Annotated in this window: 10 protein-coding genes; 2 read left to right on the top strand and 8 right to left on the bottom strand. The window is 46.3% G+C overall.

Going from position 1 to position 14,872, the window contains the following annotated elements; all coding sequences use genetic code 11:
* Positions 1-16: 16 nt before the first annotated feature.
* Entirely contained in the window at positions 17-1,663 is a 1,647-nt protein-coding gene (locus tag DY78_RS01005; RefSeq protein WP_024626076.1) for a mannitol dehydrogenase family protein, read from the bottom strand.
* Positions 1,664-2,212: 549 nt separating this feature from the next.
* Positions 2,213-3,274: an aspartate-semialdehyde dehydrogenase gene (locus tag DY78_RS01000; protein ID WP_024626077.1), complete on the bottom strand. Its 1,062-nt coding sequence runs from the start codon at positions 3,272-3,274 to the stop codon at positions 2,213-2,215.
* Positions 3,275-3,662: 388 nt separating this feature from the next.
* Between DY78_RS01000 and DY78_RS00995 the strand changes: the two genes are divergently transcribed.
* Positions 3,663-4,616 carry a linear amide C-N hydrolase gene (locus tag DY78_RS00995; protein ID WP_024626078.1) on the top strand — a complete coding sequence of 318 codons (954 nt, stop codon included), beginning with the start codon at positions 3,663-3,665 and terminating at the stop codon, positions 4,614-4,616.
* Between the two features lie 171 nt (positions 4,617-4,787).
* On the opposite strand, the gene DY78_RS00990 is transcribed toward DY78_RS00995, so the two are convergent.
* Both DY78_RS00990 and DY78_RS00985 read right to left on the bottom strand, forming a co-directional pair.
* Positions 4,788-5,009, bottom strand: coding sequence for a hypothetical protein (locus DY78_RS00990; RefSeq protein WP_024626079.1), 222 nt, complete (start codon positions 5,007-5,009; stop codon positions 4,788-4,790).
* A complete protein-coding gene (locus tag DY78_RS00985; RefSeq protein WP_081754423.1) occupies positions 5,006-5,644 on the bottom strand; it encodes a TMEM175 family protein in 639 nt (212 codons plus the stop codon). The genes DY78_RS00990 and DY78_RS00985 overlap by 4 nt, the downstream gene beginning before the upstream one ends.
* 135 nt (positions 5,645-5,779) lie before the next feature.
* Between DY78_RS00985 and DY78_RS00980 the strand changes: the two genes are divergently transcribed.
* Positions 5,780-8,380: an MMPL family transporter gene (locus DY78_RS00980; RefSeq protein WP_024626081.1), complete on the top strand. Its 2,601-nt coding sequence runs from the start codon at positions 5,780-5,782 to the stop codon at positions 8,378-8,380.
* 230 nt (positions 8,381-8,610) lie between these two features.
* Here the strand turns inward: DY78_RS00980 and DY78_RS00975 are convergent, their stop codons facing one another.
* From DY78_RS00975 to DY78_RS00960, 4 genes are all read right to left on the bottom strand, one after another.
* Positions 8,611-11,646, bottom strand: a complete 3,036-nt coding sequence (locus DY78_RS00975) for a SpaA isopeptide-forming pilin-related protein (RefSeq protein WP_024626082.1) — start codon at positions 11,644-11,646, stop codon at positions 8,611-8,613.
* Positions 11,647-11,988: 342 nt separating this feature from the next.
* On the bottom strand, positions 11,989-13,101 hold the full coding sequence (locus DY78_RS00970; RefSeq protein ID WP_024626083.1) for an NADH-dependent flavin oxidoreductase: 1,113 nt from the start codon (positions 13,099-13,101) through the stop codon (positions 11,989-11,991).
* Positions 13,102-13,114: 13 nt separating this feature from the next.
* A complete protein-coding gene (locus DY78_RS00965) occupies positions 13,115-13,795 on the bottom strand; it encodes a type 1 glutamine amidotransferase domain-containing protein (protein WP_024626084.1) in 681 nt (226 codons plus the stop codon).
* Positions 13,796-13,861: 66 nt separating this feature from the next.
* Positions 13,862-14,395 (bottom strand): MerR family transcriptional regulator, encoded by a 534-nt coding sequence (locus DY78_RS00960; protein ID WP_024626085.1) that lies wholly within the window; start codon positions 14,393-14,395, stop codon positions 13,862-13,864.
* Positions 14,396-14,872 lie beyond the last annotated feature (477 nt).

Genomic DNA, 14,872 nt, shown 5'->3' with positions numbered 1-14,872 from the left:
TTCCTTTCCAAATTTCTTAAGCAACTGGTTGAGCGTCACTAGCTAAGACCGTTGCCAATGTTTTTGCGACCGCACCTTGACCAGTTAGCATTTGGGCCAAGTCATCTTCAATCTTTTTGCCCAAGCCCACCGCATATAAATCAACGCCAAAGATGCTTTCATTGCTGAGCAAGTTTTTGATGTTCACGTGAACATTTTGCGGTGAATTTTGACTGCCATAAGTTAAGCCTGCGACTTGTGTTTGCAAATAGTCCATCATGGGGTCCGGACTTGGCGTGAAGGCTTCCCCATCGTCATTGACACCTAATAAGTATCGTAACCAAGCCGCAATGGTTAACGGAATAAATGTTAACGTCACTGGGTCGCGGTTTTCATCAGCTAAATATTGCTTGATAGTCACGCCATAACGAATTGCCATCTTTTGTGACGTATCCGTTGCAATCCGTTGCGGGGTATCTGGCATAAATGGATTCGGTAAACGCTTAGTAATTAATTGATCAATGAATGCCTTAGGATTGATAACTTTAGGATCAGTAACTACTGGCAATCCTTCAACATACCCGATTTGTTTAATCAAAGCGACTAAGTCTTGGTTTTGCATTTCATCCGCAATTGAATGGTACCCTAGGACGCTACCAAAAATAGCTAAGGCGGTATGCAATGGATTCAAGCAAGTCGTGACTTTCATTTGATCCGCATCATTAACAGTCGCACGGTTAGTCATAATAACACCAGCCGTTTCAAAATGTGGGCGACCGTTCGGAAATTCATCTTCAACTACTAAGTAATGCGACGCTTCACTATTAGTAAAGGCTGCAATATTAGTATGTTTGGCAGTGTGAATAATATCGGCATCGTCAAAGCCACTCGCCTTTAATTGCGCCCCGACCTTTTCAGCTGGATTGGGCGTAATCCGGTCAATCATTGAAAGTGGGAAACTAATTTGATGCTTGTCTTGTAAGTAATCTAAGAAAGCTTGATCAACAAAACCGTTCTTTAACCACCCATTAGCAATCGTTAAGACACTATCTTTGAGTCGGTCACCATTTTGGGAGAAGTTGTCCGTACTTAGTAACGTTAATGGTTGCGCCCCATTTTTGAAACGCCCGAGTAACAAGGACACTAAACCGGCCATGTTGCCTACTGGTTTAGCAGGACCATTTTCAATATCATTTAAAGTTAATTGGTTCAAATCACCAGCCGGCGTCTTTAAGTTATAACCCTTTTCAGTAATTGAAAATGTCACCACTTGTAACGACGCTGCTTGGAAGATAGCTTGCATTTTCGCCCAATCTTCAGCAGCACTAGGATTAACAAAGTAAGCCGCGGCGACTGAAGCAATCAATTCTTTATCAAAGTCGCCGTTTTCCTTAGTAATCACGCGTAGAATACGATTATTGCGTGGCCGATAAACATCGGTAACGACTTGTTCGTCATACGTTTCACCAACGATAATGCCGCTATCCAGTTCACCAGCTTCAATTAATCGTTGTGCAATGGCCGCATGGAATGCCCGGAATAAATTCCCACCACCAAAGTGGACCCAGCGAGGGTGACTCGCAGTTGCTGTTTGCAATGCAGCTTGATCATAGGTTGGGACTTTAATGCCAATTTTTTCAAATTCAGTACTATTTTTTAAGTAATCCGTTGTTAATGTTGTCAACGTAATAACTCCCTTCAAGAGACGATTATTTGTGTTCTATGTTCACGTGAACATTTTTTTGATAATGTTCTGCGCCTTTCAACATGGACAGTGTACCCCTGTCGTGAAAGCGTTGTCAATAGGATTATTATAAATAATTGCAACGAGATTAATGCAACCAGTATATTAATATGCGCAAAAACACTAGTACTTTAGCACTTGTCTTATGTTCACGTGCACATTTTTATCATAACTATTTTTTTATACTGCTAACAGTATTGTGCTTGGTTGCCATCGCACTCAAGCTGGTATTCAACAGTGTTTTAACAACTATTATTGGATTTCAAATAAGTATCCGTTGTACGAAGCTACCGTAAACATTGCTATTTACTAATCTAAAAATAATCTTTGACCGCTAACCATTCACCGGTCATCACTATCACCCATGTCTAAGACAAACCAGGAAACAATTGGGTTAATTTCTTTTATAAATATTTCACTTATTTTGGTGATGATACTTTTGTTCAAAAAAAACAGGTCAATTTCGATTGAAATTGACCTGTTAATGTTTTATTGCATGTGTAATAATCCTAATTTGTGCATGTGTTCCGCAATTTGTACAGAGTTCCATGCGGCACCCTTTAACATATTGTCAGAAACATCCCACATTTGGAACGCTTGCGGCGTTTCTTGGTCCGGACGAACCCGACCGACGAACGTATCGCGAGACCCTTCAGCGTTATGCGCTTGAGGGTAAATTTGGTTATCGGGATCATCTTGTAACACGATGCCCGGTGCAGCTGCTAAAGCATCTTGAATGCCCTTAACCGTCGCTTTAGGATCTTCGACTTCAAAGTATACTGATTCGGAGTGACTTACTGGCACTGGAATCCGCACACAAGTAGCGGTTACTTTGATGTCGTCACTATCCATGTCGCCGCCACACATAATCTTCTTGGTTTCATGAATCATTTTCCATTCTTCATGCGTATAGCCGTCTTCTTCAAAGACGTCAATTTGTGGTAAGGCATTGAAGGCAATTGGATAATGCTTCTTGTCACCAGAAACCGGTAAAATATGCGCTTCCATATCTTTACCGTCCAAGTAAGCTTGGGTTTCGTCATGTAATTCTTGCAATGCCCGATTACCAGCACCAGAAACGGCTTGGTAAGTTGAAACGATGACCCGCTTTAACCCAAAGGCTTTGCGGATTGGTTCCAAGGCAACCACCATTTGGATGGTTGAACAGTTCGGGTTAGCCACGATTCCATGATGTTGATAAAGGGCGTCTTCATTCACTTCAGGAACGACTAATGGAATCTTAGGGTCCATCCGGAACGCACTCGTATTATCAACAACCACGGCACCACGTTTGACAGCTTCAGGGGCAAACTTCTTTGATACTGAGCCACCCGCTGAGAAAAGTGCTAAATCAATTCCTTCGAATGATTCAGGAACAGTTTCTTCGACGGTTAAGGCTTGACCATTGAATTGTAATTGTTTACCTGCTGACCGACTTGATGCTAAAAGTTTTACCGAGTTGACCGGTAAACTGGTTTGTTCCACCATTTTGATCATCCGCGCACCAACTGCGCCAGTAGCACCGACAATCGCGACGTTATATCCACTCACTATGAAGACCTCGCTTTGATAGTTATTGAAACTTTATTATAGCACAGTTTTAAAAATTAGAAACTCATGAGATTGACTTCATGAGTTTTTATTTAAAATATATTGACTATTGGTCACGATATAGTGCATTTAATAATATTTCACGACCAATTTAGTTGTATTAGCGGCACTATTCTTGCTTAAAGTGTTGACCTCTAGTAACAGTACACGTGTTTAAGATTCACTCAAATCTGGCTATTAATCCTTGAATAAATAATTTTCGCATCAAAAATTCGCCGGACACCTTCAGCCCGCCATTTCCGAGTATACATTTTCTTAGACCATTAGTATCATCTGACCAACACGCGTATACTGAGCTTAACGAACTCACTTGAATGGGGATGTCACGATGTGTACCAGCTTAACTTATGAAAATTTAGCTCACCAACACTTGCTGGCCCGCACAATGGACTTTCCAACTACGACGCCATGGCGACCAATCTTTTTACCGCGCCGATTCGAATGGCACACCGGATTAGCTACGACCATGGTAGCCCGCTATGCCTATCTTGGTGGTGGCCGACTACCCGTCAATTGGCCAGAACCTTTGATGGCCGATGGCGTCAATGAAACTGGCCTGACATGTGCCGAACTTTATTTACCACATGCCGCCCGCTACGCCGATCAGCCCGCGCCTAAAAAAATCAACTTAACCCCGCAAGACTTCATTAATTGGGTGTTAGCGCAACATCGCAACTTGGCCGAAGTTGTCGCCGATTTGCCCCACGTTCAACTGGTCGCCCAATCGTGGGCGGATGACGATTTTGTTTACCCTTTTCATTGGCTTTTGAGTGATAATACGGGCCAAACCTTGGTGATTGAGCCAACGGGCGAGCCCTTAAAGGCGCAAGTCAATCCCAGTGGTATTTTGACGAATACCCCCGTTTTAACAACCCACCTGCAAAACTTGGCGAAGTTGCTCGACCAACCATCGTCAAAATTCACGACTAATACCATCACGGCGGCACAAAATTGGCACGCCCAAAAGCGCCCGCTCCCTACCGGTGACGTTCCGACTGCCCGTTTTAATCGAATGGCCCTATTACGTTGGGGCAGTCCAACCGTATCAGCAGTAACGACTAACGCCATTATCATGAACTGGTTAGCCCAAGTTAGCTTGCCCTATGATGCGCATCGTCGCCATCAGCTTAGCCATAACTACACGCATTATCGGGCGGTGATTAATGCCACCACTCAAGAATATTTATTCTGGTCTCGAACAGCTGAACAACCACGACATTTGCGCTTAACGCCAGCCATGGCCGAAACTTGGACGGTGCCATTTATTTTTCCAATAAATTAAGTTGTGACAATAAAAAAACTCGTAACAACCGGAAAGAATGTCACCAGTTGTTACGAGTTTTTTGTTGTCAATTATTTCAGAAATATTTTCTTAATCACTCAACGTCAGTGATTCCAAGTCGCACTTCACGTGTGGCAACGGTGATTAAGCCCACTAACAAATCCACCGATATCAATGCCGGCGTTTCAAGAAATGTTCAAATTGTTCATTAATTACGGCCATCACTTTGGGGTCATCCAGGGCGCCTTTCGTTGCGTGATCGCCACCAGTGACTTCACTGACAACTTGTAAATAGCCAAACAAAACTTGGCTGGGGTCTAAATGATATTGGGTGCTCAAACGTACGGCAATGTCGTAACGGTCTGGGCCGAGTAATGCTGAATAATCGGTCATGCTGCACTTCCTTTCGCAATTGTTAGTTGGTTACTCATGCGTAAATACGCAATGAAGTGAAAAATTATACCACCGGCTAATAACAGGGCGCCTAGCCAAACAGACCAAAATGTCAGCACAATTGCTAGCGCATAAATACTCACACTGCGGACAGGGTCGAATTTGATGGCAGCGTAGAAGGCACTGCTAACCTGCGGATTTTTTAGTTCTTGATGCCGATGTAAATACAAATACATCCAATAAAAAGTCGCTGAAATAAAGAGTGCCACCACATCATACGTAATAAACGCCGTTTGCATATCGAAGCGATTTTGACTAGTTAACGCGTCCGCCACTAACGACATCGGATAGTCCAACAACGTGATGCTAAATAACATTAATAAATTTAACAAGTTCACGTTGCGGTCGATACGTTGCAACATACTAAAGTAGTCGTGATGAAATAGCCATAAGGTTCCAACGTAAAAATACGAAAATCCATACGATAAAAATAATGGCCACTGCCCCGCTAACGCCGCTAACAAATGCCCAGCACGATAATCAGGAATATGAAACTCCAATACTAGAATGGTAATTAGAATCGCAAAAATGCCATCACTGAATGCTTGAAAGCGATCGGTTTTCACCCCACTCATCTCCTCCCGATTTTCAAGGATAGCATACTTGTTTACTAAATTCCCGAACTAGCTTCGCCAGGACGTATGAACCGGACAATCCGGCAGTCACCATGCTAATATGGCAGTAAAAACGCATGGTGGGGGGCCGTGACGATGAAAAAATTGTTATCAGCACATATTTTATTTTTGATATTTTGGGGCTTCGTCGTATTAGCGAGTGTCGTTAGCTTGCCAGATCTTGCGGCATTGACCACCCCACTAACACCCGAAACCAAAGCCACTAGTACACCCGCGTGGGGCCGCGACTTAGACCATGCAACTAATGTCACTTTAGTCTTCACCAATCCGCATGGGCCCCTAACCAGCACCCAACGACAGCAAATTCAAAATAAGCTGACGGACTTACAAGCTAATCTTAATTATTATAATTTAGAACAACTTCAAACTGTGCAAACGAATGGCCACCAGACTAACCGTCAATTTCAAAGTAGTGACGGCGCCGCCATCCGGGCCCAAGCCGCCGTTGACTTGCAAGCTAATGACTTAACTACTAGTGCTACGCGACTACAGCAAGCAATCCGGCTGCCGGGGCTTCAAACCGCAGTCACTAGTCCGACCTTGATTCAACTTGGACGGCAACACGCGCAGCGCCAAATGTTATTACTGACATTAGGTCTCGGGAGCTTGTTGAGCGCACTACTGCTTGCCGGTATTTTCCGGTCATTACTCGTACCATTGATTAATTTATTAATGCAAACCATTGTTTTGCTCACTAGTACGAGTCTCGCTGCCAATAGCATCCGCGCTTGGCAATGGCCTTTTAGTCCTAATGCCCTGCCAATCTTGGGCGTGACTGCCGTTCTTTTGAGTACCTTACTCACTTGGACTTTTATGCACGACTACTGGGCTGTGACTAAGTTACAACCCGCTGGTCGTCCAGCGGCACTGGCGACCTTAATGATTCAATATAAACGCTGGTTGCCATTACTAAGTGCCCTGATATTCATCGCTGGTGGTTTGATGCTGACGTCCATTTTGACTTTAGCAACGAACTGGATCTTGATTTTAATTATCATCATGGCGCTATTGGCCGTACCACCATTGAACTATGCTTTGATGATTTTACTGGGCGACAGTGTCTATTGGCCAGGAACGCATGCTTGGCAACCCCGGACCCATAATTTATGGCTGACCCTTAGCCACTGGAGTAATCGACATCCGGCCGTCAGTTTGTGCGTGGTTGCGCTGATGCTAATTCCCGGCTGGTTGCTGGCCCGACCGATCGTTGCTTATCAACAATTCAGTCCGCTGAATTTGGCCCACATGACTAACGCCGAACGCGGTCAACAATTATTGACGGCCCACTTTGGCCCGGGCGCAGCCACCCCCGTCGTGCTGACTATCAGTAATCCACACCGGCTAACAACGCAAAGTGGCTTACAAACGATTGATAATTTGACCACCAAGCTACAGCATTTACCCAATGTCGCCCAAGTCACTTCAGTCACACAACCCGGCGGCACTAAAATAACTAATAATTATTTGGCGAGCCAATTTACAACGTTAAAAACTAATTTAATCAGTAATCAATTGGCACTAAACCTGGTTCAAAAACAATTAAAAACGACTTACCAAGCCACTAAGCAACCCGCTGATACCAAAATCTGGGCTAGGGCCCAAAAACAATTCGCTCAGTTGCAAGCCACTACGGATCAGTTAACCGAATTACTACCAAAATTGGGTCATCAACCCACGCGTCATACTTGGCAACGAGCGACTCAGTTAACAACGACCGCTGCCAACCTAACAACCGCCTTGACTGCTAAGCAAACTCAGTTGCGCGACAACGACCGCCAACGTACCCATCGTTTGACGCAAATTAGCCACCAAACCCAAGCCGTGCAACAAGCATTATTGGCGGTTACCCAAACGACGACCGCCACTTTGCAACTATTGCAAGGATGGCAGGCAAGTCAACTTAGTCAAAGCTTTTATTTACTACCAAATACGGCCAATAGTAATGATTTTCTGACTAGTCTGGTGACAAATACGAGTCGCGATGGTCGGCAAACGCAACTCGTGATTACTTTGAAAACACCAGCCACTCAAGCAACTAGCTTCAAGACCTATACCCACATTCAGCAAACCGTCACGGCCACCCTGCTCGCAACACCTTTGCAGACAGCACAACTTAGCTACACCGGTGACACCGCCCAACAAGCTCCTGTGCACCAGCGCTGGCAGCAACAGGCACTCATTTGGCTATTACTTGCGCTCGCAATCATCGCATTAATGGGCGGTCTAATTTGGCGGTCATTAACCATCACACTAATGACCACCGCTGGCCTACTAGGCGTTTATTGGTCAAGTTGGGGACTCGTTCAAACGGGGGCCCGGTTATTAACCAACCAAGCCCAACTGCCCTGGTTGGCGTTATTCATCAGCGGCTGGTTCATTGCATTACATTGGCTCGCGTTGAATAGTTTTGCTTTAAATTGGCAAACTTGGCGCGCCCCGTGGCAGCCCGATGCGATGGTCACGCATTTTTATTTCACCGGTCAACTCGTCGGCCCACTCACATTATTTGAACTTGGCTGGTTGCTACCACTTAGCTGGGGGCCGACCGCCACTTTACAAGCAATCAGTTGGCTAACGATTACTGGCATCTTAATGAGCAACCTCCTTTTGCCTTGCCTACTACCAGCAGTTCTCACTTGGAATGCGCAGCCACCACACTTCAAATTCAAAAAATAGTGGCGCCATCACATCTATGAAAAAACTTATGGTAGCTGACTTACCACTGATAACACCGATCATTTAAGCACGATCAAAAAGTCGTCACTAACAAATAGTGGCGACTCCTTGGTCGTGCTTATTCCGTCATTAAATGCTGACATTCCGGCACCCAATGCAAATGTGATCGTCAACATTGGCACCCTTTTAGCCGTGATTCAATGACTTTTTTGAATGATATTCTTACTGGACTACTTAGTGCGGAATCGCCGCCAACCAGCCCAAGCTAACAAACTCATAACGCCTAACAATAAGCCTAACCAAACTAACGATGAGCGCCGTTCACCGGTCGCCGGTAAATTGCCATTAGTCGAATTATTAGTAAGCGCTGATCCGGCTGATGGTCTTCCTGGTACGCCTGGTTGCCCCGTAGTTGTCGAATTAGTCGGCAGTGACGGCCAACTTGGTATTAGCTGCAATTGCGGACTAACGGGTGGTACCGGTTGTGGTTCATTGGGAACTACTGACGTACTTGGCGGCACGCTCGGTAACCCCGGTACGACTGGTTTAATTGGCGGTACTAGTGGCCCAGTTGGTGGCGTTACTGGCGGCACAATTGGTGGTAGCGGTGGTGTAATTGGTGGTAGCGGTGGCGTTACGGCAGTCGTCGTATCGATTGCCGCCACTTGTACCGGTGTCATTTCACCAACGGTAATCGTAAACGGTAACGGCGTCGGATTAAGGGTATAACCCGCCGGCGCTTTGGTTTCCACAAATTGATACTGCCCTGCCGCTAAACCTGTCACGGTTAACGTGCCGGAAGCGTCAGTGGTTAAATCGGTCTTAATCACTTGGCCGCTCACCGTTTGTAAGGCGTACTGCGCACCGGCTAACCGATGTTGCGTTTCGGCCGCCGTTTTAGCCAAAATAACTTGGCCCAGTGCTGGTAACGGGGTTGCCGCATCAACTTGGGTCATCGTCAGCTCGACCGCGGCGTCCGTTGCCGGAATCTCAAAGGTTAACGGTTGCAAGTTCAACTCGTAACCATGCGGAGCCTTAACTTCTATCAGCTGATAAGTTCCCACTGGTAATTCCTTAATGACCAGCTGGCCTTGCGCATTAGTCGTTAAATCACTTTGCAACACTTGGCCATTCAAGGTACGCAATTCATATACTGCCCCGGATAACGGTTGCTGCGAGTTGGCGGCGACTTTTGTTAACGTGACCATACCGGTTGGCGGCACCAATGGCTCATCATGCTGAGTAACCGTCACTGGTTTCGCAGTGGCCATCGCCGCGATGGTAAACTTTATCGGCGTCGCGTCAACTGCATAGCCATGCGGGGCCCGCGTTTCGACAAATTGATAATCACCCGGTGTTAACTCAGTGACCGTCAATTGTCCCGACGCATCCGTCGTCAAATTCGTTTTCAGCACTAAGCCGGTGGCAGTTTGTAACTCATAAGTGGCTCCAGCTAGCGTTTTAGCGGTATCGCTGGCAAGCTTAGTCAATGTAACCGCCCCTTTGACCAAGGTTGCGACATCACTTTGCTTAACTTGTACTGGCGTACTCGTCGCATTGGCGACAATCGTAAAAAGTACCGGGTCAGTATTTAAGTCATAACCATTGGGTGCCTTGGTTTCAACTAATTGATATTTACCGGGAGTTAAGTCCGACACTGTCAATTGACCGTTGGCATCCGTCGTTAACCCAGTTTGGAGGACTTGCCCATTTTCAGTCTGTAACTCATATTCCGCGCCAGCCAAGGTTTGCGTTGAATCTTGAACAAACTTCGTCAACGTCACAGCTCCTTTAGCCGGTTCTGGTTCATCACTCTGAGTCACCTGCACTGCCGTACTAGTCGTGCCAGCCGTAATCGTTACGGCGACCGGGGTGCCATTGAGCAGATACCCGGTTGGCGCTTTGGTTTCGACTAACTGGTAGTCCCCCGGCGTCAAATCGTGAACCGTCAATTGCCCAGCCGCATCAGTGGTCAGCCCAGTCTTTAAAGTTTGACCACTGGCATCACGTAACTCATATTCCGCGCCGGCCAAGGTCTGCGTTGAATCTTTCGCAAACTTCGTCAACGTTACCGATCCTTTAGCGACCGGTAGTGGCGGATCACTTTGGCTTAACTTGACTGGTGTCGTCACGCCGGATTCAATCGTAAACGGAATCGGTGTCGAATTTAACTCATAGCCATCGGGCGCTTTAACTTCAACGAATTGATACTTACCTGGAGCTAAATCGGCCACATAAATCCTGCCAGCACTCGTCGTTGACAAGGTCGGTTTAATGACGACCCCGTCTGAATCTTGCAACTCATACTCGGCGCCGTTCAAGGACTGGCCAGTATCGCCGGCGGTTTTCATTAAGATGACACTACCTAAATCACCAGCATCACCATCACCGGTCCCACTGCCGCCCCACGTAATGCGGCCGCCAACGGTAACACCATCTAACGTCGCATTGTTGCTCCAGGTGTCACCGTTATCACCAACCTTAGTCAACTTACTTTGATACGTCATATTGACCGCAGTTTGCACGTTATCAAACACAAATGTAATTTGGGAGCCATTAACGGTCACAGTTGGCTGCAACTTCGTCCCATCACCGATAAACATGCCAGCTTCGTTATAACTGCCAGCTTCAGCATTCACCGAAGTGGGAATAAAGGTCTGATTCGGTCCGAGTTGGTCAGTGACGACGACCCGGCCTAAATTTTTACCTTGTGGATTGAACGCCATGTTCCAAGTTAACGTCGTCGGATTACCATGGTCATCATACCCACCAATCCAGCCAACCTTATTCAGCTTCCAATCTAAGTTGACATTCGTATCGATTGCGGTCCCTCTAACATAAAATTGTAACGTCCCGTGTCGGTTAGTCCCGGATGATGCCAACTTGTCGTTAAATGTAATAACCCCACTGGTCTCACCGGCTTTGATGGTGAAGGTCCCAATCACAAAGCCATCCGAATCCTTCATTGGAAAGCTCAAATCATTGGCAGCCACCGCCCCATCTGGCAAATGAACCGTGGTCGTATCGCCATCAGCAATTGGTGTCCCATCTTCAATTGACCACTGATAATTAATATCGTAATCTTCCCATTTACTCAACGTACTTGGATCTTTAATTACATTGCCATAACGATCTGTAACCGTGGCTTCACTACCACTCAGACCAACACTATCAATTGCATCTGCACGAGCCGTCTTGGCGCCGGTCATGACTAGCAGTAAAACTGTCAACAGACCTAAGACGACTGCAAACAATTTTGACCGCATGGCATTCACCCCCTCGTATAACTAAAGCAACAGACAAGTGGTTCGGCAGTCATAAAATCCGACTGTTTAAGCCACTTGTACAATACTGCTAGTCACGGGTTCGAGCCTACTTTTTAGGTTCATTTGGAAAGTTTTTAAACCAAACTTGGCCTTGACAAAGTTTGGTATAAAACTCAAGCGCGAAAAAATACTGCATGCTAACGAAATTATCGTTGTTAGCGCGCAGTATTTTAGGTCATTATTAAGATAATCAGGCTTGCTAGTTAGCCAACAAGCATCAATCGCAGATGGTCACCCTCAGTATTACAAGGTTACGTCAACACACTATCGGTATCGCAATGGCTATATGTTCGGCGTTGATTGATAACGTGCCGCCAAAAAATCAGCTAGTGGTAAACTAAATTGATCACGTTGTTGCGCAAATAACTGTTCAAAAGTACCCGTCAAGACCTCCGCATCACGGCCCGTCATTAGTTTATTAGCAAAATCTGGGTCAAATAAAAGCTGTTCACCGACCGCCACTAAGTCGGCATGGGCCAACACATTCGTCACATCGGCGCGATTGCGGACTTGCCCGACGCCCATCACCGGTAACCGGCCATTAACATAATCCTTAACGTACGCCAAAATTGATTGCGCTTGATAGTCATCAGCGCGCGCCACGCGGTCATAGTTATTAAGGGACACGTGCAAATAATCCAAATCATACTGTGCTAATTCATCAATCAAATACAACGTGTCAGCAAAGCGAATCCCAGGGGTTTCAAACTCTTCCGGGGAGACCCGATATCCTACAATAAAAGGACGGTCGGCATATTGACGCACCGCCGCAAAGACACTATCTAACATGGCTTTAATGAAGTGCGTCCGTTTTTCACGGTCACCACCCCAATTGTCGGTCCGCCGATTGGAGTGCGGTGAAAAGAATTGTTGAATCAAATAAGTATTAGCACCATGCAGTTCAATCCCGTCAAAACCGGCTTGAATCGCCCGCCGCGTCGCTTCACCGAACGCGGTAATCGTCGCTTGGACTTCCGTATCCGTCATCGCACGAGGCGTTTCCGCATTCGGTCGAGCTGCCGGAATAGCACTCGCCGAAACCGTCTGAACGCCACTCAAGGTCGCCTGATCCGTCATCCGTCCAGCATGTACGATTTGCACGATAGCTTTAGCACCGGCACCTTGAATGGCGGTCGCCAACTCATGTAACCGCGGAATCATCGTATCATGCGCAATACTCAACTCACCGGGCCAGCCTTTACCACCATCTTGGACATTGGCAGCCCCGGTAATAATCGCCCCAACACCATGCGCCCGACGTTCATAATAGTTAATTTCATCAGTCGTCACTTGACCGTCAAAGAAACTTTGCCGCGTCGTCATCGGCGACATCATCAACCGATTCTTTAAAGTGACGCCGGATTTTAACGTTAACTCATCTGTAAATTCAGTCATGATTAAGACCTCCCTAGGCTTGTAACAACTTAACAACTGCATCCGCGACGCCTTTGGCCGATTGCGGATTTTGACCAGTCACTAACTTACCGTCCACCACAACGTGTTCGGTGTACGCTTGAGCACTCGTGTACTGACCACCAGCTTTAATCAGTGCATCTTCCGTCAAAAATGGCACCGCATCAGTCAATTGATTGATGGCTTCTTCTTCATTTGAAAAGCCCGCGACGTGTTTACCGGCAATTAATTCGGTACCGTCCGTGGCGTGTAAGCCTAATAGGCCGACAACCCCGTGGCAAACCGCCGCCGTAATCCCACCATTTTGATGAATGGCATCGGCCACTTTAGCTAAATCCGGATTGTTCGGAAAGTCCCATAACACCCCATGACCACCCGCAAAATAAATGGCGGCATAGTCGGCCGGATTAACATCGGCGGGCGCTAACGTTTTAGCCAAGTACTGATTCCGGAACTTTTCATCATCATAAAATTGCCAAGTCGTGTCATCCATGTCCGCTAAACTACCGGGGTCTAACGGCACATAACCGCCGCGCGGGCTCATATAGTCGACGTCGATTTGATGGGCGGCCATCACCGCGTGGAAATGTACACTTTCACTTAACCATAAGCCCGTGGCGCGTTTTTGATCGCCGAAGCGATGATTATTAGTTACAACTACTAATACTTTTGTCATCATAAATTGCTCCCTTAAAGTTGATAGTTTTAAGGTAGCACCTAAAGGCGGGTTGAGGTCAAAAATTTAGTTCTCAGCCACTAGCAATGTGTCCAAATCAACCGCACACAACCCAGCGGGATACTTAGCTAAGACCGCCGTTAACGTCTCTCGCGCCGCCGTTTGACCCGTCTGCGTCAAATAATGCCCAAACCGTTGCGTCAGTTCTGGCTGGGTCTCATCGAGATGTTCAACACCACCGACCGCTTCGGCTTGGTCGTAATACCATTGCTTGTATTGCACATAAACTTGCGTGATATGTAGCCGTTCCACTTGCGCCTGTAAGGCATCGGCCCGTTGCGCAAAGAAAGCCGCCCGCGCTGGCAAAGTTGCCGAACCGGCCGTATACAAGTCCAAAAAATGCGCGATTTCATCCAACGACGCATCCGCCCGTTTCAAGTTCACAATTTGTAAAACCAGTTCTAAGTCATGGTCACTGAATTGTCGGCGACCCGCGGCATCGCGCGCAATCGCCGGCAGTAAGCCTTCTTTTTCATAAAAGCGCAACGTCGGCACCGTCACCCCACATTTTTCCGCCACTTCACCAATTGAATACGTCATGGTCATCGTCCTTTCTACTAACTAATTGTTAGTATTACTCTACCGCATTCGCCGACTTTTTTCGGGGTTTTAGTTCGGTTATATAAAAATTTAAATAACCGTTTGGCATTATCATGACTGTAAAAAAAGGACCTCCAGATGAGAAGTCCTTACTTTCCGTTCATATTGCTATTTATTAAACTTTGTGAGACGGCTAGGGTTGTTGATAATATTATCGCTACTCACATCTTATTTTCGCCAATGTCGGCGATGGTGCTTCTTCTTATCGTCATCATCAGCAAATAATCGGTCGATGGGCATTCCGAACAACTTAAATATCCAACTAACCAAAAAGGTCGATAAAAGATATACCGGCGTTTGTTGCCACCAACTAAAACTGTCAAACGGCATGAATAAATTCATCGACTTCACTAATAATAATATTGGTAGATTGCAAATTTAATCCGAATTTTTGGACAAATTGTTCAGCATAACCTG

This window comes from Lactiplantibacillus fabifermentans DSM 21115, from assembly GCF_000498955.2.
Lineage (GTDB): Bacteria > Bacillota > Bacilli > Lactobacillales > Lactobacillaceae > Lactiplantibacillus > Lactiplantibacillus fabifermentans.
This window is presented reverse-complemented; position numbering and strand designations above follow the sequence as displayed.

Coding starts and splice junctions, on each gene's coding strand:
- DY78_RS00995 (WP_024626078.1), top strand. CDS start 3,663: ATGTGTACCAGCTTAACTTATGAAAATTTAGCTCACCAACACTTGCTG.
- DY78_RS00990 (WP_024626079.1), bottom strand. CDS start 5,009: ATGACCGATTATTCAGCATTACTCGGCCCAGACCGTTACGACATTGCC.
- DY78_RS00985 (WP_081754423.1), bottom strand. CDS start 5,644: ATGAGTGGGGTGAAAACCGATCGCTTTCAAGCATTCAGTGATGGCATT.
- DY78_RS00980 (WP_024626081.1), top strand. CDS start 5,780: ATGAAAAAATTGTTATCAGCACATATTTTATTTTTGATATTTTGGGGC.
- DY78_RS00975 (WP_024626082.1), bottom strand. CDS start 11,646: ATGCGGTCAAAATTGTTTGCAGTCGTCTTAGGTCTGTTGACAGTTTTA.
- DY78_RS00970 (WP_024626083.1), bottom strand. CDS start 13,101: ATGACTGAATTTACAGATGAGTTAACGTTAAAATCCGGCGTCACTTTA.
- DY78_RS00965 (WP_024626084.1), bottom strand. CDS start 13,795: ATGACAAAAGTATTAGTAGTTGTAACTAATAATCATCGCTTCGGCGAT.
- DY78_RS00960 (WP_024626085.1), bottom strand. CDS start 14,395: ATGACGTATTCAATTGGTGAAGTGGCGGAAAAATGTGGGGTGACGGTG.